This window comes from Serratia sp. CoH_134_PS_4 (assembly GCF_058190535.1).
In genome coordinates, this window is sequence record NZ_JBXWKI010000005.1 from 69,884 (window position 1) to 91,349 (window position 21,466).

A 21,466-nucleotide genomic window follows, 5' to 3' on the forward strand; every position below is an offset into this window, starting at 1 on the left:
AATGTCCTTATTGAATTTCTGATGGCTCGACGGCTAACGGGCGGTCCGCCCACCATTGCTGCGCTTGCTGATGGCTGACCTGTGCACCTTTAAAGTTCACCACGCGTTTGCCGCGTTGCGCCCCCCGGTGATACAACGCCCGTACACACAGGTGCGGGAATATCTCCCTGACCATCAGATTACGCATTTCCCGCGTATGGCCGAACGGCGCGATCCAGTCGCAGAACCACAAGCGATCGCCACTGTTCCAGTCACTTTCTTGCATATTTACTGCCGGTTGCGTCAAATAGCGTGCTTCAGCGTCTTGACTCATCCAGGCCCAACTGAGGAAAAACACCGGCTGATTTTGCTGTGAAACCAACACATATTGTTGTCGCTTAATGATCGGCAGCAACAGTGTCGGTAGCGTGTGCAGCGGCGCATCGCGATGCATCGGCGAATGCATCCACAACCAGACGGCAGCCCCAAAGGCTTCCGCTTCACTGTCGTCACCACCGAGGATCAGCGGTGCTCTGATATCGTATTCGCCTATGCGCATCGTCGTGCCCTCAGTAGTTCCAGCTCAGGTTAAAGCCCAGGGTGACCGGGCTGGTGCTGAACCTCTCAGGTTTGGAAAACGGCACGCCGGCAAACAGATCGTAACCGACCTTAAAGGCATAGCCGCGCAGGCCAACCACGCCACCGGCCAAGTGTTGACCGGCCAGATAGTCAGAACCGTAGCCCCCCACTTCGCCGTAGTCGGCACCGAGGTACAATTCTTGCCCCTGCAATGGCGTGCGCCAGGCCAGATCGTTACGGACGAACCAGCCGTGGTTAGCGTTCAGGGTGCGCTCGCCATCAAAGCCGCGTACCGTCCAACGGTTGCCGATAGCAAACTGGTCTTGCGGCGTCAGCGGCGTATTGCTGATCTGGCGCTGGTATTGCACGTTGTAGCGGAAGTTCTGGCTAAACAGGCTGAATGGCACGTCAAGCTGGGCATTTAGCTGCACAATTTTGCTCAGTGCAGTGGCTTCGCCAAAGGTCTCTTCCGGCGCAGGCAATGCGCCGAACCAGCGGGTTCCGCGTTGATAACTGACGCCCGCGTCCAACGTAGCCTGTTGAATATAGTGGCGATGCTGTAATCCCAGCCGCCAACCGGAGGTACGCCGTCGCTGCACGTCCAATTCGGTGTCATTGATGTAGTTGCTGGATTCGCGTGCCAGCACGTCGTAGGTCAGCGTGGTTTTCTGGCTGCCGTTGCGGTGCAGCACTCGGCTAAGCTGGAAATCCAGATTTTTGCTCTTGCCGCTATAGCGATAATCCACATAGGGGCCAGCGACGGTCTGGTGGTAGTCATAACTGTTAGCGGTCACCCCGGCCATCCAATAACCGAACGGCACCGAGTAGTGCCCAGTAATGTTTTTGGAGCCTTTGCCACCCTGGTTTTGCAGATCGGTAGATCCCGAGATATAGAACAGATCGCTGAGTGAGAACGGGTTATCCAGCGATAGCGTCAAGCCCCCCTGATAACGCCCGGTGCTCTTGGTGCCAGAATCATCCAACGAAGCGCCAATGCGCCACATGCGCTCCTGCTTCCAGCTCAGGGCAATATCACTTTCTCCGGGTTGTTCACCGGGAATGATTTCCATGTTGGCCTGTACCGTCGGCAAACGCTGGAGATTTTCCAGCCCTTGTTCGATATCGCGTAGATCCAGCAGGTTGCCGGCATGGGCCGGGAATGTGCTGTAGGGTTGAATGTAATGGCCGCTGTCCGCCGTCAGTTTCACCTGCCGCACGTAGCCCGGCACCACCACCAACCTCAGCTTACCGCTTTTCAGATCCTGCGTCGGTGCCAACACGCGGGTGGTGATATAGCCGTGATCCACCAGCCGGTTTTGCAGGATGCTCATCAGCAGGTTAATGCCCTGCCCGCCCAGGCAGCGGCCCTGCGCCTGATCGGCGATACGCTGCAACGGCAGCCAATGAGGGAGTTTGTCCTGACCGGTTAACACCACCTGATCGATAGGGAAGCAGGTTTTTTCCTGCGGGAAAGCAATGCGGCCAAAGCTGGACGAAGGCGGAGACAAACGCACATCCGGTGTCGGTGGTGTCAGCTGTTGCTCCAGCGCCTTTTGTCGCTGCTGCTGTATGATCAGCTGTTCGTTGCTTGTCGTTGCCGCGTGAAGCGGTAGGCTGTATATAAACAGCGGCAAGACAACGGAGCCTAATGGAATACAACCCTTACGCACAACAAGGCTGAGCGACGAGTAGGCGGAATGGCGCATGACTTTTTCCCTGTCGAAAGACAAATAAAAGATAAGAATTGTAAAAAAACGCAAACATTATGCGCACGAATAGCTCACGATCAACTTAATTTTGGTCCGTAATGGGCGCCAGATAACAAAACACCTAATATAAACACCGTGCGTCACTCATATATCCGACCTAAATAACACCCAAAAGCAACATGTAAGACATTGATATATTTAAGATAAAATTAAAATAAACTTGAGGCATCTATTAATTAACATGAATAATTGCATCTAAACCATGCAATTATTCATCACGGCGCGATTATACTCAGCAGCCACCTTGATTTAGGAAATATCCTATTTAAAATCACCGCCACATTTTATTATCCGTATTTGGAAATTACACTTTCCATTAATCTGACTTTTATTTTTTAATTATAATTGTCAACACGTTACTTATTCCCTCTTGCTATAACTTATTTCCTATTTCTGCATTTTATGGCCCGCCATATGCGACTTTACCAGCAGGTTTCGGATTCTTTCGTTGCAATGCTAAACCGGTTCTTCTATTTTAGCTCGCCATCTGACACGGGTGAAAACAGGGGTTGAACATGGTTAATCGCGTATGGGTGCTGGGTGACGCAGTCGTCGATCTGGTTCCTGAAAATTCAAACAGTTATCTTAAATGTCCCGGCGGTGCTCCCGCCAATGTGGCGGTGGGTATCGCCCGCCTGGGCGGCGACAGCGCCTTTATCGGCCGTGTGGGTCAAGACAGCTTTGGCGCATTCTTACAGCAGGTGCTTAGCGAAGAGCAGGTCGATACCCGCCATCTGTCACAGGACCCCGACCACCACACTTCCACCGTGGTGGTGGATCTCGATTTGTCGGGCGAACGCTCCTTCACTTTCATGGTCACCCCCAGCGCCGACCTGTTCCTGCAACCTGATGATTTGCCCGATTTCAACGCAGATGAATGGCTACACGTCTGCTCTATCGCCCTGTCGCAGGAGCCAAGCCGCAGCACCACGTTTACCGCCATGGAGAACATCAAGGCAGCCGGTGGCTGGGTCAGTTTTGACCCAAATATTCGCGAAGAGGTTTGGCGTCAGCCGGAAGCGCTGCGTCCCTGTTTGCAAAAGGCGTTGCTACTGGCGGACATCGTGAAAATCTCGAAAGAAGAGCTGAATTTTATCAGCAGTATCGGTGAGTTAGAGAGCGGCATCGATTGGATGATGCAGCGCTACCCGCTCCGTTTACTGCTGGTGACACTCGGCAGCGACGGTGTGTGCATGCACGACGGTAAGCAAATTCGTCACTTCCGCGCCCCATCGATCACCCCCGTCGACACCACCGGCGCGGGCGACGCTTTCGTCGCCGGTTTGCTGGCGGCACTGGCACAGCTTGGTACTCTGCCACAAGAAGAACAGTGGTCAGCAGTCATCGCTCAGGCCCAGGCCTGCGGCGCACTGGCCACCACGGCCAAAGGTGCAATGACCGCGTTGCCACGGACCGACGAGTTGCAAGATTTCCTCCAGCGTTAGTCCGTTAAGCGTACATCCGGCCCCCAATCCCCTCGCCTGAACCATTGGCTCTGGGGGCCAGAGCACACCATTTTCATCATTAGGGTGTAATTTGCGGGTTTGATCACAATAGCTGAATCGGGTTAGCAAACTTGATTGCAAGCCGCCTTTCAACTCACTATCTTCCATCATGAAAAACCGGTTTAGCAATTTAGCAAAAATAATAACAACCTTCCCGGATGATAGAAAATCATGAAGAAACTAAGCTATCTGGCAGTAACAACAGGGCTCCTTATCTCTACCTCTGCGGCAGCAGCAGGCGCCAACGACAGTATCGAAGCGCGTTTGAATGCACTGGAACAACGGCTGCAACAGGCCGAACAGCGGGCCAGTCAGGCAGAAACGCGTGCTACGGCAGCGGAACGCAAGGCCCAGCAATTGGAGCAACGCACCGCCAACACCGAGCGGCAAACCGTGCAGGTGGCACAGCGCACCACGACGTTGGAAACCCACGCCGCACCAGCCAGCAACCTGCAACTCACCGGTTTAACCGATCTGAAGCTGTACGGGGACGTCGAGTTCAACCTGGACGGAGCCAGCCGCAGCGGCCAGCTTACGTCGCTGAAAGGCAGCGACAATAAAGACTGGAAGCCCGGCAACAAGGAACGTTGGGATATCAACGGCCGTATTCTGGTCGGCGTTGACGGTTACCGCCGCAACCCGGACGGCAATTTCTCCGGCTTTAGCGTGCAGCCGCTGGCGGACATGACCGGCAAGATGAACCTCGACGATGCGGCCTTCTTCTTCGGCAACGAAAAGAACTGGCAGACCAAGATTGGCCGTTTTGAAGCCTACGACATGTTCCCGCTCAATCAGGACACCTTCATCCAGTATTCCGGTAATACCGCCAACGATCTGTACGCAGACGGCTTCGGTTATATCTACATGATGAAAGAAGGCCGTGGCCGCAGCAGCAGCGGCGGCAACCTGATGCTAAGCAAGTACGCCGGTGACTTCTACTTTGAACTCAATACGCTGGTGGAAGACGGCACCTCGTTGTTCCAGGACGACGCCTACCACGGCAACAGCCTGGATAAGAAGAAAAACGTCACCTACCTGCGGCCGGTAATTGCCTGGAAAAAAGACCAGCTCAGCGCGGCCGTCGCGATGGAAAGCAACGTGGTCAACAATGCCTACGGTTATCATGACAACCAGGGACAATTCGTCGATCAGTCCAAACGTAACGGCTACGGCATGACCCTCAGTTGGAACAACACCGCCACCCATCCAGACAACGGCGTGGTCGCCAACCTGAGCACCGCCTATCTCGACGCCTCTGGCGAGCAGGACTTCACCGCCGGAATAAACGTGCTGTGGCGCCGCTTTGAAGTGGGTTATATCTACGCCCACAATAACATCAAAGAGTTCAATACTGCCGGTATGGCGGCCGACATCAGCAACCCGCTGAGCGAGCCGGGCAAATATGACATACACACCATTCATACTTCGTACCAAATACCAAACATCATGAATATGAAGAACTTCAATTTGTACCTCGGCGCTTACGTTTCAATGCTGGAAGCCAATGCCGAGAACAAGATCGCCAACGCCAACAACGATCAGCGCTATGGCGTGCGCGCCAGATTTAAGTACTTCTTCTGACGCTGCTGAACTGATTTCCGCCGCGAAAAACCGCGGCGGCATTTTTATTGATTAAGGGAGTGAACATGGACATTACCGCAACCGCCAACGCGCTGTTGCCGCTACTCGGCGGCAAAGAAAACATTGCCAGCGCCGCCCACTGCGCCACGCGTCTACGCCTGGTGTTGGTGGATGACAGCAAGGTAGACAAAGTGGCGATCGGCAAACTGGACGGCGTGAAGGGCTGCTTTAGCAACGCCGGACAGATCCAGGTGATTTTCGGCACCGGTTTGGTCAACAAGGTACACGCGGAATTTATCAAGGCGGCCGGCGTCAGCGAGTCCAGCAAGTCTGAAGCCGCCGACATCGCGGCAAAGAAACTTAACCCGCTGCAACGTATCGCTCGCCTGCTGTCGAACATCTTTGTTCCGATCATCCCGGCGATCGTCGCCTCGGGCCTGCTGATGGGCCTGCTTGGCATGGTGAAAACCTACGGCTGGGCCGATGCCAACAGCGCTGTGTTCGTAATGCTGGACATGTTCAGCTCTGCGGCGTTTATTATTTTGCCGATCCTGATCGGCTTTACCGCAGCACGTGAATTTGGCGGTAACCCCTATCTGGGAGCCACACTCGGTGGCATTCTTACCCACCCTGCGCTGACCAACGCCTGGGGCGTCGCCGGCGGTTTCCACACCATGGATTTCTTCGGGTTGGAGATCGCCATGATCGGCTATCAGGGCACGGTGTTCCCGGTGCTGCTGACAGTGTGGTTTATGAGCATGCTGGAAAAGCAGCTGCGTAAAGTGATCCCCAACGCGCTGGATCTGATCCTGACGCCGTTCCTGACGGTGGTCATTTCCGGCTTCGTCGCCATGCTGTTTATCGGCCCTGCCGGCCGTGCACTGGGTGACGGCATCTCCTTTGTCCTCAGCACGCTGATCACCCATGCCGGCTGGTTTGCCGGCTTGCTGTTCGGCGGCCTGTATTCCGCCATCGTGATCACAGGTATTCACCACAGCTTCCACGCCGTCGAAGCCGGGCTGCTCGGCAACCCGAATATCGGCGTTAACTTCCTGCTGCCGATCTGGTCGATGGCCAATATTGCCCAAGGCGGTGCCTGTCTGGCGGTCTATTTCAAAACCCGCGACCCCAAGATTAAAGCGATTGCGGTGCCTTCAGCCTTTTCCGCCATGCTCGGTATCACCGAAGCCGCACTGTTCGGCATCAACCTGCGTTTTGTGAAGCCCTTCCTGGCGGCGCTGGCGGGCGGTGCGCTCGGCGGTGCCTGGGTAGTGGCCAATCACGTCGGTATGAACGCGGTCGGGCTGACCGCAATCCCGGGGATGGCGATCGTGCAGGCCAGTTCACTGGTGAGCTATATCATTGGCCTGGTGATCGCCTTCGGTAGCGCCTTTATTCTCTCATTACTGCTGAAATACAAAACGGACAGTGAATAATGGAAGAACACGACTTAATGAAACAGGCTGTTCAAGCCTTGATGAGCGGCATGCCAAAGGCGCTGCGCGATCCGCACCGCCCGGCGTGGCATTTGGCGCCTAGCGTCGGCCTGCTTAACGATCCCAATGGGTTCATTCAGCATAACGGCGTGTACCATCTGTTTTATCAGTGGAATCCGCTGGGCTGCGATCACCGCAACAAATGCTGGGGCCACTGGCAATCGACGGACCTGGTCAATTGGCAGCATCAGCCGGTAGCCCTGGTGCCGGGTGCCTGTTACGACAGCCACGGCTGTTATTCCGGTTCTGCGGTCGTGGCGGACGGCAAGATCACGCTGGTCTATACCGGCAACGTGAAATACGCCGAGGGTTCTCGCACCGCTTATCAGTGCCTGGCGCAAGAGAATACGCAAGGCGGCTACGACAAACTTGGCCCAGTGTTGCCACTGCCAGCAGGTTATAGCGGCCACGTCCGCGATCCAAAAGTTTGGCGCCATCAGGACGCGTGGTACATGGTGCTCGGCGCACGCGATCTGCAAGATCGTGGCAAAGTCCTGCTGCTGCGTTCCGACGATCTACGCAGTTGGCAATTGCGGGGGGAAATCGCCGGTTCGCAGCTTAACGGCATCGGTGACTTCGGCTATATGTGGGAATGCCCTGACCTGTTCACGCTGGACGGTATCGAGGTGCTGATCTGCTGCCCGCAAGGGCTTGAAGCGCAGGCCGAACGTTACCTCAACGTTTATCAGGCTGGCTATTTCACGGGTAAGCTGGATTATCAACGGGCCACTTTTGACCATCAGGACTTCCACGAGTTGGATGCCGGATTCGAATTCTACGCACCGCAGACCACCCTGGCCGAAGACGGCCGAAGACTGCTGGTGGGTTGGATGGGCGTGCCAGAACAGGACGAGGATTATCATCCGACGCGGCAGTATGGCTGGATCCACACCATGACTTGCCCGCGCGAACTGTCATTGCAGAACGGCAAACTGTACCAACAACCGGCACGCGAACTGCAACAGCTGCGAGGCACAAGCCAACAATGGCAAGGTGCCGCCGACAGTGCGCCATGCTTGCCTGTCGATAGCGCGGAGCTGCTGCTGACACCGCAAGGGAGGTTCAGCGCTAACGTCGGCGATGCCATTGTGCTGGACTGGGACGGTGCCTTGCTGCGGCTGACGCGTAACAACCTGCGCGACGGGCAGCCGGAACACCGCTACTGGCGCGGTGATCTGGCCCACTTGCAGATACTGTTTGACCACTCCAGCGTGGAGATCTTTATCAACCACGGCGAAGCGGTCATGAGTGCACGCTACTTCCCCGGCCCGCAACCGCTGTTGCAACTCGGTGGTGATGCGCACCTGGCGCTCGAACACTGGTCGCTGGCGCCATGCATGCTAGAATGACGCATCCTTCGATGAACTCAGATGCCGTCAGTGAAAAAAAATAAACGCATAACCATCAGTGATGTTGCCGCACTGGCCGGCGTGTCTAAATCGACCGCCAGTCTGGTGCTTAACGGCCGCAGCAAGGAATACCGGGTGTCTGATGACACCCGCGATCGTATCTTGGCACTCGCGGCCGAGCACCACTACCAACCCAGCTTCCACGCCCGTTCACTGCGTTCTACGCGTAGCCATACGTTGGGGCTGGTGGTGCCGGAAATGACTAACTACGGTTTTGCGGTAATCTCACGCGAACTGGAAACCCTGTGTCGCGAGGCCGGTTTGCAGTTGCTGATCGCCTGCACCGATGAGAATCCGGCACAAGAAATGATGGCGGTGAACAGCCTGGTACAGCGCCAGGTCGACGGTCTGATTGTCGCCTCCAGCCAGCTCACCGATACCGAGTATCAAAAAATCAATGCTGGCCTGCCGGTGGTGCAGATGGACCGTCTGATTACTGGCTCCGACCTGCCGCTGGTGATCACTGACTCGCTGACATCGACCGCCACCCTGGTTGAAAACGTGGCGCGCCAACACCCGGACGAGTTTTATTTCCTGGGCGGACAACCGCGCATCTCACCAACACGTGACCGGCTGGCCGGTTTTCAGCTCGGCCTTGAACGTGCCGGAGTCGTCTGTAAACCAGAATGGATCATCAACGGCAATTATCACCCCAGCTCCGGCTACGAGATGTTCGCTCAACTGTGCGCACAGCTGGGCCGGCCGCCAAAAGCGTTGTTTACCGCCGCCTGCGGCCTACTGGAAGGGGTATTACGTTACCTGAACCAGCACCAGTTGATGGAAAGCGATTTGCACCTGTGCAGCTTCGACGATCACTATCTGTTCGACGGCCTAACGCTGAAAATCGACACCGTGGCGCAGGACTGCCGCGCGCTGGCACAACACAGTTTCGACATGGTCAGCGCACTGATTGACGAGCGGCCATTAGAACAGAATGCGCTATACCTGCCGGGTAGTATCCACTGGCGGCATGCCGGTTCTAAAGCACTGCTCGACCAGCACCCGGTTTTTCCTTTTCCCGGTTAAGGAGCTCAACATGAGCCGTGAGATTAACAAAGATACCCAGCTGTGCATGTCGCTGGCAGGCCGCCCAGGCAACTTCGGTACTCGTTTCCACAATTACCTGTATCAGGAACTGGATCTGAACTTCATCTACAAGGCGTTTACCACCCAAGATATTCAGGCTGCGGTGGGCGGCGTTCGCGCATTGGGTATTCGCGGCTGCGCGGTATCGATGCCATTCAAAGAGAGCTGTATTCCCTTCCTGGACGCGTTGGATGCTTCCGCCACGGCGATTGAGTCGGTCAATACTATTGTCAATGACAACGGTTTTCTGCGGGCTTACAACACCGACTATATCGCCATTGCCAAACTGTTGGCGCAACATCAGATCCCGGCAGAAACATCCTTTGCCCTGCGCGGCAGCGGCGGCATGGCGAAAGCGGTCACCGCAGCACTGCGTGACGCCGGTTTCAAAAACGGCCATATCATCGCCCGCAACCCGGAGGCTGGACAGGCTCTGGCTAGCGCATACGGCTACCAGTGGCTGGCAGAAGTGGGTGAGTTACAGGTGGATATGGTGATCAACGTAACGCCAATCGGCATGGCCGGCGGTGTAGAAGCGGAGCAACTGGCCTTCGCGCCAGCGACTGTCGATGCGGCGAAAATCGTCTTCGACGTCGTGGCGCTACCCGCGGAAACGCCGTTGGTTCGTTACGGGCGTGAACACGGTAAACGCGTGATTACCGGGGCAGAAGTGATTGCATTGCAGGCGCTCGAGCAGTTTGTGCTTTATACCGGCGTACGCCCAACCGATGAGCAAATCGCCCGCGCTGCGGCGCACGCTCGCGGCTAAAGGGTGTTGAACGTTAGGGGCTGAGCAGATGAGCCAGCGCTTAACGTTCTAACGACAAGCCAGCAAACGCAAAATATTCCTCGCACCGTGGAATACTCGCTGGATCCTGACATTATGTTGCATCGCAGAAAAAACGATAAGGTATTTTCCATAGGCGCTAATCCTGACGTTCCGGCCAAGCTCAGGGCGCTTTTGATAGGTGTCCGGCGACTCGCCGATACGCTGGCATTTGCTATACAAACTCAGCGCACGCACCGGATTTTCCTGCGCAATAGAGTCGCCAATATTTTCAATGCCACATATCGCCGCCGACGATATTGTTAGCCCCATTAGCCACTTCCGTTATCCACCATCCGTTGGTATTTAGTCCGTAAACGCGCAAATGCTTCCTTCGCCGGGACTCCCTCACCACTTTCGATTCCCTGCGCAATAGCGACTCGCAGCTGTTCAATTTTCATCGCCCGCTCATGCTCTTCGAGCAGGTGTAGACCTGCTCGAATCACTTCACTGACGTTGCCATAACGCCCGCTGTCAATTTGCTCATGAACGAACCTTTCAAAATGAGGGCTTAAAGCAATGCTTGTTGGCATGGCCGCCCCCGGAAAGTAGTGTTAATTACTATCTATTAGTATTTTCATGTGTTGAAGGCGCGTCATGCTTCTGTACAAAATTCAGACAATAAAAAAGGGCGCCTGAGCGCCCTTCCAGCCATTGGTGATGTCAGCCCGTTATTTGGCGGCGCCTTCCATCCCCACCAGCCCCACTTTCAGGTAACCGGCTTTACGCAGCGTATCCATCACGCTCATCAGCGTTTCATAGTCCACGCTCTTATCCGCCTGGAAGAAGATAGTGGTCTCTTTGTTCGCCTGCGTCCGTTGATCCAGCACCGACGTCAGTTGATCTGCACTGACAGCTTGCTCGCCAACATAGAGCTGTTTGTCCGCTTTCACCGACAGAAACACCGGTTTTTCCGGGCGCGGCTGCGGTTTGGCGGAGGACGCCGGAAGATCGACACGGATATCTACCGTTGCCAGCGGCGCGGCCACCATAAAGATGATCAACAGCACCAGCATAACGTCGATAAACGGCGTCACGTTGATTTCATGCAGTTCGCCGCTGTCGTCCAAATCTTCATTTAAGCGCATCGCCATAACTCACCCCACCCGCAGTTGGTGTGAATGCTGTGAACGTTTGGCTTCCGCCGTGGCGGCCAGATCCAAACCGCGACCCAGCAACAGCAGAACCTGCGCCGCTACGTCGCCAACCTGTGCACGGTGGCCGCTGATCACGCGGGCAAAGATGTTATAAATCACCACCGCCGGGATCGCGGCGACCAAGCCCAGAGCGGTGGCCAGCAGCGCTTCTGCGATGCCGGGTGCAACGACTGCCAGGTTGGTGGTCTGCGAGTGGGCAATGCCGATAAAGCTGTTCATGATGCCCCAAACGGTACCGAACAGACCGACAAACGGCGAAATGGCACCGATGGTCGCCAGGAAGCCATTGCCACGGCCCATATTACGGCTGTAGCCCGCTACGCGGCGCTCCAGACGGAAACCGGTACGTTCCTTGATGCCGTTGTTGTCGTTGGATGCCGCCGACAGCTCCAGCTCGTTCTGTGCATCGTTCAGCAATACGGAACTGATGCTCTCGTCCGAGAAGCTTTGCGCCAGCTCAGAGGCTTCGTCCAGCGAGCGGACGTTGGCTAACGCCAACTGTTCACGGCGCAGACGGCGCTTGGCGCGGAACAGTTCGCTGCCTTTAGAGAACAAGATGGTCCAGGTGACAATAGATGCCAGCACCAAACCGATCATCACGATTTTTACCACGATGTCCGCATGTTGGTACATGCCCCAAACGGACAGGTCCATACCGCGGGTTTCTGGCGGTTGGATGGTCGGTTGTGGGTTCACCGGCGTGACATTTTCCGGCGTGGCTGCAACAGCAGGCGCCGCAGCCGGAGTAACGCTTTCGGTAACGGCTGGATTAGCCGCCGGTGCTGCCTGAGCGCTACCGGCCAGACCCACCACTAATACCATTGAAGCGATCAGACCGCGGCCGAATGCCTGGCCCCATTGCGCCCGGCCCTGACCGAACGATCCTTGATTTAAATTCTTGCCAGCCGTTTTCACGCTGTGCCTCCACCCGTTACCAATCAAAATTGAGGAATAATTCAGCGTGCGATCATATCAAACCACTCAGGGATTGATAGTAGTTCTCATTATTATTTACCAAATAATCGGGAAAATTATCGCCACGGCGTCCGCAACGCTCTCCCGCTAACCCATTCGCGACCTGTTCGGCCCTATAAGCACCTTTTATAAGGTTTTTCGTCACTTTTACGGCACAGGGCTGCAACAACGTCATCGTTTTATCGCATTTTGTCGTCACATCACGAATTTACCGATAAATCCGCTTGGTCATTGCGGCCCTGCAGAAGGATGACGTGCAGGAACAGCATCGGGCAGAGGATTGCATCCGTTTCTGCATTTGGCGGTTAAAACGTCTGGATGGCTATTAAATGTCATGCTAACGTAAGGACTCTCGTAAATGGCCCGTGAAGACCCAATAAGGTGAGCCCGCTCCCATGACGTCAAAGAACATCGAAACCACCCTGATCGGCGCCGGGCGCAGCAAGCGCTATACACAGGGCTCCGTCAATCCCGTCACCCAGCGCGCTTCTTCACTGGTCTTTGATTCCGTCGCAGCCAAAAAGCACGCCACCGCCAAGCGCGCTCATGGCGAGCTGTTTTATGGCCGGCGCGGCACCCTGACCCATTTCGCGTTGCAAGATGCGATGGTCGAACTGGAAGGCGGAGCGGGTTGTGTGCTTTACCCTTGCGGTGCGGCGGCGGTTTCCAACGCCATCTTGTCCTTCGTCAGCGCTGGGGATCACCTGTTGATGACAGGTTCTGTCTATGAACCAACGCAGGATTTTTGCACCCATATCCTGAGCCGTATGAACGTAACGACGACCTATTTCGATCCATTAATAGGTGCCGATATCGCCGGGCTGATTCAGCCCAATACGCGCGTGGTGTTCCTTGAATCGCCGGGTTCGATCACCATGGAGGTTCAGGATATCCCGGCGATGGTGCAGGCTATTCGTGCTGTGGCGCCGGACGTGGTGATCATGATCGATAACACCTGGGCAGCCGGTGTCTTGTTCAAAGCACTGGATTTCGACATCGATATTTCGATTCAGGCGGGCACCAAATACATTATTGGTCATTCCGATTACATGCTGGGCACTGCCGTAGCAAACCCACGCTGTTGGGATCAATTGCGTGAATACTCTTATTTGATGGGCCAAATGGTGGATGCCGATACCGCTTATATGGCCAGCCGCGGGCTGCGCACGCTGGGTGTGCGTCTCAAACAACACCAACAGAGCAGCATTGAGGTCGCTAACTGGTTGGCCGACAGGCCTGAGGTCGCCGTGGTCAATCACCCCGCGCTGCCCAGTTGCAAAGGCCATGAGTTTTACCGTCGTGACTTCAGCGGCTGCAACGGCCTGTTCTCTTTTGTACTGAAGCAGCGTCTCAGTGACGTGCAGTTGGCCGATTACCTGGATAACTTCAACCACTTCAGCATGGCGTATTCCTGGGGAGGCTATGAATCACTGATCCTGGCTAACCAACCGGAAGAACTGGAAGCCATCCGTCCGGCGGGCGGCGTCGATTTCTCCGGCACGCTGGTGCGCCTGCATATTGGCCTGGAAAACGTGCAGGATCTGATCGCCGATCTCGCTGCCGGGTTCGAGCGTATTACCAACGCGCACTGATACATCGCCTGTTACAGCGGTAATTTTATTCGCCTCGTTTAATGTGTGCTTAAGCTATTAGCGGTACACTAGGCGGGTAACTGTCAGATACGGTCAACACCGCATCCTGGGGTACGTGGCTCCAGGCGCAACCGGCATGCAACAGGATATATAATGGATGTATTACGAGAGATTGTTCATGCGCTTTGGCAGCAGGACTTCATAGCCCTTGCCGATCCAAGCGTCATTTGGGTGGTTTATGCTGTACTTTTCACCACGCTTTTCTTAGAAAACGGATTACTGCCAGCTTCCTTCTTACCCGGTGACAGCTTATTGCTGCTATCTGGCGCATTGATCGCCAAAGGCGTAATGGCCTTTGTGCCTACGCTGATCATTTTGACCCTTGCCGCCAGCCTTGGTTGTTGGCTGAGCTACCTGCAAGGCCGTTGGCTGGGCCACACTAAACTGGTAAAAGGCTGGTTGCTGCAGCTGCCCGCCCAATATCACCAGCGGGCGCACAACCTGTTTAACCGTCATGGCCTGATGGCACTGGTGATTGGCCGTTTTCTGGGCTTTGTCCGTACCTTGCTGCCCACCATGGCCGGCATCTCTGGCCTGAACAGCACGCGTTTTCAGTTCTTTAACTGGTTGAGCGCCGTAATTTGGGTGGGTGCCGTAGTTGGCCTCGGCTACGCCTTCAGCCAGATCCCGTTAGTGAAACGCTACGAAAGCCAGGTGATGACAGGGCTGATGATCCTGCCGCTGGTTCTGTTGCTGGCTGGCCTGCTGGGTGCCATGTTGGTTATCTGGCGCAAAAAACGCGCAGCCTCTTCCTGATGCGTTAACGGGCGGCAGTCGCCGCCCGTACAGTTCAATCCGCATTAACCTGCAATCTACCCTTCCATCATCAGCGGAGGGTTGTCGCGCAGCCGGGCCACTTCGTCGCTCGGCGTCACGCCGAAGAAGCGTTTAAATTCGCGACTAAACTGCGAAGCGCTCTCATAGCCAACGCGGATCGCCGCGGTGCTGGCCTTTAAACCATCATGCACCATCAGTAAACGGGCTTTGTGCAACCGATAGGATTTCACATACTGCAACGGCGAGGTATTCGTCACCGCTTTGAAGTTATGGTGGAACGCCGAAATGCTCATGTTCACCTCACCCGCCAGCTGTTCGACGTTGAGGCTGTCCGCGTATTGGTTCTCAATGCGCCGCAGCGCCTTGGCGATTTGGCTAAAGTGGGTATGGCGATTAACCAGCTCCTGCAGCGACGCTCCACAGGCACCACGCAATATGTAATACAGGATTTCACGTACAATCTGTGGCCCCAGCACCCGCGCGTCGAGCGGTTTGGCCATCACATCCAACAAGCGTTCGGTGGCGCACAATAGCTCTTCCGATAATTCAGCCAGGTTCACCCCACTGCTTTCTCGGCGCGGTTTCATCAGGTAGTCATCGTCGCCGATGTCGATCAGCAAATCCTGCAGCATCTGGCTATCGATATTCACGGATAACCCCACCAGTGGCAATTCTGGGCTGGCAAAGGTTTCACATTCGAAGGGCAAGGGCACCGTCATCAGCAGATAATTACGCGGGTCGTATTGGAATACCCGGTTACCGCAGTAACCCACCTTGTGACCCTGGAAAATGATCACTACCCCGGGTTCGTACATCACCGGTTGACGTGGGCAATGGCGGTCGACGTAGAGGATTTTCACCAGTGGCACCGGCGAGGGCGTATAACCGTTACTCTCGGCAAAACAGGCTGCCTGGCGCGCCATGCGGCTGCGCAGCTCATCAATGTCACTCACAGAAACACCCTCTTACACTAAGAATAATCCGGCATAAATAATAGTTTAAAACTCTATTTTTCTACAACGCTTTGTAGAAATAGGCAAGACTCGGGCAGGAATGTGCATTGTGCTGCGGGGCCAAGTTACTGACAATACCCCTCAGATATTTTGCGCCACCGGCGCTTGTCTTATGCAGAAGAGAAATAACCATGCAAAACTTTATTCTTCATACCCCAACCAAAATTCTGTTCGGCCAAGACCAAATCGCGGGTCTGGCGCAACAAATCCCTGCCGACGCCCGCATTTTGATCACCTACGGTGGTGGCAGCGTGAAGAAAAACGGTGTCTTGGATCAGGTCTATGCCGCGCTGGCGGGCCGCAATGTCCTGGAATTTTCCGGCATTGAGCCTAACCCAACCTACGAAACGCTGATGAAAGCGGTCGAGGTCGTGCGTGCAGAAAACATCGACTTCCTGCTGGCTGTTGGCGGCGGCTCCGTCGTGGACGGCACCAAGTTTATCGCTGCTGCAGCCCGCTACACCGCAGATAACGATGCCTGGCATATCCTGAAAACCGTCGGCAGCGAGATCAAAGACGCAGTGCCTATGGGTTGCGTACTGACATTGCCGGCCACCGGTTCTGAATCCAACAGCGGCGCAGTGATCACCCGTAAAAGCAGTGGTGATAAGCAGCATTTCTTCTCGCCACACGTACAGCCTTTGTTCGCCGTGCTGGATCCGGTCGTGACCTATTCACTGCCACCGCGCCAAATCGCCAACGGTGTGGTCGACGCCTTTGTTCACACCATCGAGCAGTACCTGACCTATCCGGTTGACGCCAAGGTGCAAGATCGCTTTGCCGAAGGCCTGCTGCTGACCTTGCTGGAAGATGGCCCACGTGCGCTGGCTGAGCCGGAAAACTATGCGGTGCGCGCCAACGTGATGTGGAGCGCCACTATGGCGCTGAACGGTTTGATCGGCGCGGGTGTGCCGCAGGATTGGGCAACCCATATGCTGGGTCATGAACTGACCGCCATGCACGGCCTGGATCATGCCCAAACGCTGGCGATTGTCCTGCCTGCGTTGTTGATCGAGAAAAAAGCACAAAAACGCAAAAAACTGCTGCAGTATGCCGATCGCGTTTGGGGTCTGCGTGACGGTAGCGAAGACAACCGCATTGACGGCGCTATTGCCGCCACTCGCGCCTTCTTCGAAAAAATGGGCGTGCCGACCCGCATGTCAGATTACCAACTCGACGGCAGCTCAATCCCAGCGCTGCTCGATAAGCTGCACCAGCACGGTATGACCGCGCTCGGCGAACACCAGGACATTACCCTGGAAGTGAGCCAACGCATTTATGAAGCGGCGCGTTAATCGCAAACTCGCGATTTACTGCTAGGCTTTAGTTTCAACGACCCTCCTGCGCCCGACCGATCACGCTCGCCGGGCGCAGTGCCAAGCACGATTCCGATATCGTTGAAATTTGCTTAGCGAACTCAGCACTACCCCTGTTTGCCAGCTAGAATCTACTGATATAGCCTAAATAATTCGAGTTGCAGGAAGGCGGCAAGAGCGTGCATCCCGATGAGCTTACTCAAATAAGTGATTTGGGATACAAATCTGCCGGGAGCAGATTTGAACGCTGCTTGCAGCGGCCCCTTTAGGGGCGTGGCCCACGGATGGGCCACGTAACCGTTTGCAGCCAACACAGCTGCAGCTTGAAGTATGACGGGTATCGCTGTTCCTGGTGCATGCAGCACCGGGCAATCCGTTGACAAGGAGATACGCATGACAACGCAACAACCCATCATCAAACTCCACGATGGTAATCTGATGCCGCAGTTGGGTCTCGGCGTTTGGCAGGCGAGTATTTCAGAAACCACCAATGCGGTGCTTAAAGCGCTGGAGGTGGGCTATCGCTCGATCGATACCGCTGCGATCTACAAGAACGAGGAAGGGGTCGGCGCTGCGCTGCAAACCTCCTCGATTCCCCGCGATGAACTGTTTGTCACCACCAAACTGTGGAATGACGATCAGGGCGACCCACAGGGCGCACTGGAAACCAGCCTGGAAAAGCTCAAGTTGGACTATGTCGACTTGTATTTGATCCACTGGCCGAAACCCCAGCAAGACCAATACGTGGACGCCTGGCGCGGGCTGATCAAACTGCGCGAACAAGGGCTGGTTAAAAGTATCGGGGTATGTAATTTCCATACCCCGCATCTCCAGCGCCTGCTGGATGAAACCAATGTCGCCCCGGTGATTAACCAGATCGAACTTCACCCACTGCTGCAACAACGCCAATTGCGTGCCTGGAATGCGACGCATCACATCGCTACCGAATCCTGGAGCCCTCTGGCACAGGGTGGTGAAGGGGTATTCGATCAACCCGTCATTAAATACCTGGCAGAAAAATACGAGAAAACACCGGCGCAAATCGTGGTGCGTTGGCATCTGGACAGCGGTCTGATCGTGATCCCGAAATCGGTCACGCCTTCCCGCATTCGTGAAAACTTCGAGGTCTTTGATTTCAAACTGGATAAAGACGAACTGAGCGAAATCGCCAAGCTGGATATCGGCAACCGTCTCGGGCCGGATCCAGACTCACTGTAATCTGACTCGGCCCTCTCCGCCTGAGAGGGCCACTTTATTCCCCGCTACAGCTGCTCACCGTTGGTGGCAATCACCCGCTGATACCAGCCAAAGCTCTGCTTTTTCTTGCGGGCCAGATTGTTGTCGTGATCGACATACACAAAGCCGTACTGTTTCTGATAGCCGTTGAGCCATGAGAGCAAATCGATAAACGACCAAGGGTAGTAGCCGCGTACATCAGCCCCCTGTTCGATCGCCGCACCGATCGCCTGAATATGATCGCGCAGGTAGTCAATCCGTGGTTGATCACACACTTCTCCCTCGACGATCGGATCTTTGGCGCCCAATCCGTTCTCAGTAATGTAAATGGGTATGTTGCCATAGCGTTTGACGATACGCCCAATAGCATCGGTTAGCCCCTGTGGGTACACTTCCCAGTCCCAATCGGTGTAAACACCGTTCGGATTGCGTACCAGTTTGAACAGCCCTTTGAAACCCAATTCACGCCCGCTGCCCTTTTGGCCACTGGTGTTGATGGCATAGCCGTCCACGTCGTCGTTATGCGCCACCATTTCACGCTTGTAATAATTCAGGCCGATAAAATCTACGATGTTCTCCTTCAGCAGTACCTCATCGCCAGGTGCAAAATAGGGTACGCCAAAGGCCTGCTGCGCCATCGCCAAGAGCTCTGCCGGGTATTCCCCTTTTAGCACCGGATCGTACAACCAATGCGTGAAGATCCCTTCAGCGACCTCGCAAGCGCGTCGATCCTCCGGTGAATCGCTGATCGGATCGTTCGGTTGCAACACGTTGACGAAGCCGATCTGCCCCTTGATCTGCATTTCCCGGAAGCTTTTCACCGCACGGGCATTCGCCAAAAACACATGGTGGCAGGCCTGAATACCCTTCTTAGGATCGGTTAACTTGGGCGGATGCGCCCCGGTGATATAGCCCATACCGATAAACACGATGGTTTCATTAAAAGTGGACCAAAGCTCAACCCGATCGCCAAAACGTGCATAGCACAGACGCGCATATTCATCGAAAGCATCGACGATCTCTCGCGATTCCCAACCGCCAAAAGATTCTTGTAGCGCTTGCGGCAGATCCCAGTGGTACAGGGTGATCATCGGCTTGATATTGTGCTTAAGCAATTCGTCGATCAAGTCGCTGTAGAATTGGATCCCTGCTTCGTTCACTTCTCCCCGGCCCTGCGGCAACAGCCGTGGCCAGGAGATCGAAAATCGGTAGGTCTGCATACCCAATTCGGCCATTAGCGCCACATCTTCGCGGAAGCGATGGTAGTGATCGACCGCGACATCGCCGTTGGTGCCCTGATAAGTGGTGCCGGGCAGATGGGAGAAGAGATCCCAGTTGGACAGGCCTTTACCGTCAGCATCAAAACCGCCCTCAACTTGGTATGATGCCGTCGCGGCCCCCCAGAGAAAATCCTTCGGAAATACGCTCATTGGTTTTTCACCCCGTTCTGTTCCAGTAATCGGTAAATTCTCACCAGCTCCTCCACCAGATCGCGCGCTAGCATGGCGTTCATGATGTGATCCTGTGCATGCACCATAATCAGGTTGACCGGTAACTTGCCTTCCCCCTCGTCAAATCCAATCAATTCAGTTTGAGTGGCATGGGCACGCTTGGCTGCCAACTGCGATTCCGCCAGCAAAATGTCTACCTGATCCCACTGGTATTTACGCGCAGCGTACAGCGCCTGCATGGCGCAGCTGCGCGCCTCACCGGCGTTGATGATCAACTCCATGACTGCCGTTTCCATATCCATCATTCTGTGACTCCTTGCGTCTGTTCTATCTGATCCGCTTCGCTCACTTCCTGGTCCAACAGCTGTTGCTCATAGACCTTGAAGAACGGGTAATAAATCAGTGCTGATACCGCAGCCAACAGCAGCACCAACAGCGCCGCGCGGAAATCCCAACCGGTGGCCCAGGCCGCACCAATCGGGGCGGGTGCCGTCCAGGGTACTACCGAGATCACTCTGCCGATCAGATCCAGTTTCACCGCCGCATAGGCGATGATCGAATTGACGATCGGCGCGGTGATAAATGGGATAAAGAAGGTGGGATTCATGACGATCGGTGTGCCGAAGATCACCGGTTCATTGATGTTGAAGCAACTGGGCACCAGACTCAGCTTGCCGATCGAACGCAGATGCGCCGACCGGCTGCGCAGATAAAGCAGCACCAGTCCGAAGGTGGCGCCAGATCCGCCGATAACGATAAAGAAGGTCCAGAAGGCTTCCATAAAAATGTGTGGCATCGGCTGGCTGGCGGCCAACGCGTCCTGGTTGATACCCAGGTTGGTGAGCCAGAAAGCCTGCAACATGCCAGAGACGATCACCGCACCATGTATGCCGGCAAACCACAGCAAGTGGCCGATCAGCACAGCCAGCAGGATCGCCGGCAATGAGTCGGCGGCGGAAATCAGTGGCTGGAACAACGCCATGATCGCCTGCGGCAACAACAGGTTGAATTGGTGCTGCACCAGCAAACTAAGTGGATACAACGTGATCACCACCGCCAGGATCGGAATCAGCAGATCGAACGATTGCTTGATCTTGGCTGGCACCTGTTCCGGCAGTGAGATACCGATGTTTCGCACCTTGAGAAAACGGATCAACTCAGTGGTATAGATCGCCACCAGAATGGCGGTGAAGATCCCCACCCCGCCCAAGGCCGCCGTCGGTAACATCTTCTCGGTTTGCGGCGCGGCGACCAATAAAAACGACATCAGGGCCAGCATCGCCGCCATAAAGGGATCGAGTTTATAACTTTGCGCTAAATTGTAAGCAATCGCAGCCGTTATATAGATGGACATGATCCCCATCGTCATATTAAACGGGGTAAGAATGGCAACCTGATGTTTTTCTGCCGTACCCAACCACCATTGGGCTATTCCCCAACTGCTGTCAGCGGAAAAAGGCGGATACGCGAAAACCAGTAAAAATGAGCCGACGATCATAAACGGCATGGCGGAAATAAAGCCGTCGCGGATCGCCATAATATGTCGTTGAGTCGATAATCTACCGGCAATCGGGCTGATGCGGTTTTCAATAAAATTGAATGCGGCCTGGCTGATACTCATGGTTCAACCCTCGGGACGTTCTGAGTCAATGGTCACAG

The 21,466-nt window shown here is 55.1% G+C and carries 20 protein-coding genes; 10 read left to right on the forward strand and 10 right to left on the reverse strand.

Annotated features, from left to right (window positions below):
* Positions 1 to 7: 7 nt before the first annotated feature.
* Positions 8 to 538, reverse strand: a complete 531-nt coding sequence (locus AC2FCQ_RS10080; RefSeq protein WP_209637396.1) for a toxin-activating lysine-acyltransferase — start codon at positions 536 to 538, stop codon at positions 8 to 10.
* 10 nt (positions 539 to 548) lie between these two features.
* Complete coding sequence (locus tag AC2FCQ_RS10085) at positions 549 to 2,264, reverse strand: ShlB/FhaC/HecB family hemolysin secretion/activation protein (RefSeq protein ID WP_490307924.1); 1,716 nt, start codon at positions 2,262 to 2,264, stop codon at positions 549 to 551.
* A gap of 578 nt (positions 2,265 to 2,842) precedes the next feature.
* Here AC2FCQ_RS10085 and cscK point away from each other — a divergent pair.
* From cscK to AC2FCQ_RS10115, 6 genes are all read left to right on the forward strand, one after another.
* A complete protein-coding gene (gene cscK / locus AC2FCQ_RS10090) occupies positions 2,843 to 3,772 on the forward strand; it encodes a fructokinase (protein WP_209637392.1) in 930 nt (309 codons plus the stop codon).
* Between the two features lie 231 nt (positions 3,773 to 4,003).
* Positions 4,004 to 5,413, forward strand: a complete 1,410-nt coding sequence (locus AC2FCQ_RS10095; protein WP_265555970.1) for a carbohydrate porin — start codon at positions 4,004 to 4,006, stop codon at positions 5,411 to 5,413.
* A gap of 65 nt (positions 5,414 to 5,478) precedes the next feature.
* On the forward strand, positions 5,479 to 6,849 hold the full coding sequence (locus AC2FCQ_RS10100) for a sucrose-specific PTS transporter subunit IIBC (protein WP_490307923.1): 1,371 nt from the start codon (positions 5,479 to 5,481) through the stop codon (positions 6,847 to 6,849).
* Positions 6,849 to 8,258: a glycoside hydrolase family 32 protein gene (locus AC2FCQ_RS10105; protein WP_490307922.1), complete on the forward strand. Its 1,410-nt coding sequence runs from the start codon at positions 6,849 to 6,851 to the stop codon at positions 8,256 to 8,258. Before AC2FCQ_RS10100 ends, AC2FCQ_RS10105 begins: the two co-directional genes overlap by 1 nt.
* Positions 8,259 to 8,279: 21 nt before the next feature.
* Positions 8,280 to 9,344: a LacI family DNA-binding transcriptional regulator gene (locus AC2FCQ_RS10110; RefSeq protein WP_209637385.1), complete on the forward strand. Its 1,065-nt coding sequence runs from the start codon at positions 8,280 to 8,282 to the stop codon at positions 9,342 to 9,344.
* A 10-nt stretch (positions 9,345 to 9,354) separates the two neighbouring features.
* On the forward strand, positions 9,355 to 10,173 hold the full coding sequence (locus AC2FCQ_RS10115; RefSeq protein WP_209637383.1) for a shikimate 5-dehydrogenase: 819 nt from the start codon (positions 9,355 to 9,357) through the stop codon (positions 10,171 to 10,173).
* 48 nt (positions 10,174 to 10,221) lie between these two features.
* Here the strand turns inward: AC2FCQ_RS10115 and AC2FCQ_RS10120 are convergent, their stop codons facing one another.
* The 4 genes from AC2FCQ_RS10120 to exbB all read right to left on the reverse strand — a co-directional run bounded on the left by AC2FCQ_RS10120 (position 10,222) and on the right by exbB (position 12,302).
* Positions 10,222 to 10,503 carry a type II toxin-antitoxin system RelE/ParE family toxin gene (locus AC2FCQ_RS10120; protein WP_490307921.1) on the reverse strand — a complete coding sequence of 94 codons (282 nt, stop codon included), beginning with the start codon at positions 10,501 to 10,503 and terminating at the stop codon, positions 10,222 to 10,224.
* The gene (locus AC2FCQ_RS10125; protein WP_490307920.1) at positions 10,503 to 10,763 is read right to left on the reverse strand and encodes a type II toxin-antitoxin system ParD family antitoxin; all 261 of its coding nucleotides are present in this window, start codon (positions 10,761 to 10,763) and stop codon (positions 10,503 to 10,505) included. Before AC2FCQ_RS10125 ends, AC2FCQ_RS10120 begins: the two co-directional genes overlap by 1 nt.
* A gap of 138 nt (positions 10,764 to 10,901) precedes the next feature.
* Positions 10,902 to 11,324 carry a TonB system transport protein ExbD gene (gene exbD, locus AC2FCQ_RS10130; protein ID WP_037416623.1) on the reverse strand — a complete coding sequence of 141 codons (423 nt, stop codon included), beginning with the start codon at positions 11,322 to 11,324 and terminating at the stop codon, positions 10,902 to 10,904.
* A gap of 3 nt (positions 11,325 to 11,327) precedes the next feature.
* Positions 11,328 to 12,302 carry a tol-pal system-associated acyl-CoA thioesterase gene (exbB, locus tag AC2FCQ_RS10135; RefSeq protein ID WP_490307919.1) on the reverse strand — a complete coding sequence of 325 codons (975 nt, stop codon included), beginning with the start codon at positions 12,300 to 12,302 and terminating at the stop codon, positions 11,328 to 11,330.
* Positions 12,303 to 12,757: 455 nt separating this feature from the next.
* Here exbB and metC point away from each other — a divergent pair, with 455 nt between their 5' ends.
* Together metC and AC2FCQ_RS10145 are read left to right on the forward strand one after the other, a co-directional pair.
* Positions 12,758 to 13,954 (forward strand): cystathionine beta-lyase, encoded by a 1,197-nt coding sequence (gene metC / locus AC2FCQ_RS10140; protein WP_209637375.1) that lies wholly within the window; start codon positions 12,758 to 12,760, stop codon positions 13,952 to 13,954.
* A gap of 153 nt (positions 13,955 to 14,107) precedes the next feature.
* Positions 14,108 to 14,770: a DedA family protein gene (locus AC2FCQ_RS10145; RefSeq protein WP_209637373.1), complete on the forward strand. Its 663-nt coding sequence runs from the start codon at positions 14,108 to 14,110 to the stop codon at positions 14,768 to 14,770.
* 56 nt (positions 14,771 to 14,826) lie between these two features.
* Here AC2FCQ_RS10145 and AC2FCQ_RS10150 read toward each other — a convergent pair whose 3' ends face one another.
* Positions 14,827 to 15,714 carry an AraC family transcriptional regulator gene (locus tag AC2FCQ_RS10150; RefSeq protein WP_404760568.1) on the reverse strand — a complete coding sequence of 296 codons (888 nt, stop codon included), beginning with the start codon at positions 15,712 to 15,714 and terminating at the stop codon, positions 14,827 to 14,829.
* 221 nt (positions 15,715 to 15,935) lie between these two features.
* Here AC2FCQ_RS10150 and yqhD point away from each other — a divergent pair, with 221 nt between their 5' ends.
* Complete coding sequence (gene yqhD / locus AC2FCQ_RS10155) at positions 15,936 to 17,099, forward strand: alcohol dehydrogenase (RefSeq protein WP_490307918.1); 1,164 nt, start codon at positions 15,936 to 15,938, stop codon at positions 17,097 to 17,099.
* 414 nt (positions 17,100 to 17,513) lie between these two features.
* Positions 17,514 to 18,338 carry a 2,5-didehydrogluconate reductase DkgA gene (dkgA, locus tag AC2FCQ_RS10160; protein WP_209637366.1) on the forward strand — a complete coding sequence of 275 codons (825 nt, stop codon included), beginning with the start codon at positions 17,514 to 17,516 and terminating at the stop codon, positions 18,336 to 18,338.
* 44 nt (positions 18,339 to 18,382) lie between these two features.
* Here dkgA and AC2FCQ_RS10165 read toward each other — a convergent pair whose 3' ends face one another.
* Genes AC2FCQ_RS10165 through AC2FCQ_RS10175 form a run of 3 tightly spaced genes read right to left on the reverse strand, consistent with a single transcriptional unit; the run spans position 18,383 to position 21,428 of the window.
* Positions 18,383 to 19,786, reverse strand: coding sequence for a GH1 family beta-glucosidase (locus AC2FCQ_RS10165; protein ID WP_490307917.1), 1,404 nt, complete (start codon positions 19,784 to 19,786; stop codon positions 18,383 to 18,385).
* Positions 19,783 to 20,112 (reverse strand): PTS lactose/cellobiose transporter subunit IIA, encoded by a 330-nt coding sequence (locus AC2FCQ_RS10170; protein ID WP_020828661.1) that lies wholly within the window; start codon positions 20,110 to 20,112, stop codon positions 19,783 to 19,785. The genes AC2FCQ_RS10165 and AC2FCQ_RS10170 overlap by 4 nt, the downstream gene beginning before the upstream one ends.
* Complete coding sequence (locus AC2FCQ_RS10175) at positions 20,109 to 21,428, reverse strand: PTS sugar transporter subunit IIC (protein ID WP_209637363.1); 1,320 nt, start codon at positions 21,426 to 21,428, stop codon at positions 20,109 to 20,111. The genes AC2FCQ_RS10170 and AC2FCQ_RS10175 overlap by 4 nt, the downstream gene beginning before the upstream one ends.
* Between the last annotated feature and the right edge of the window lie 38 nt (positions 21,429 to 21,466).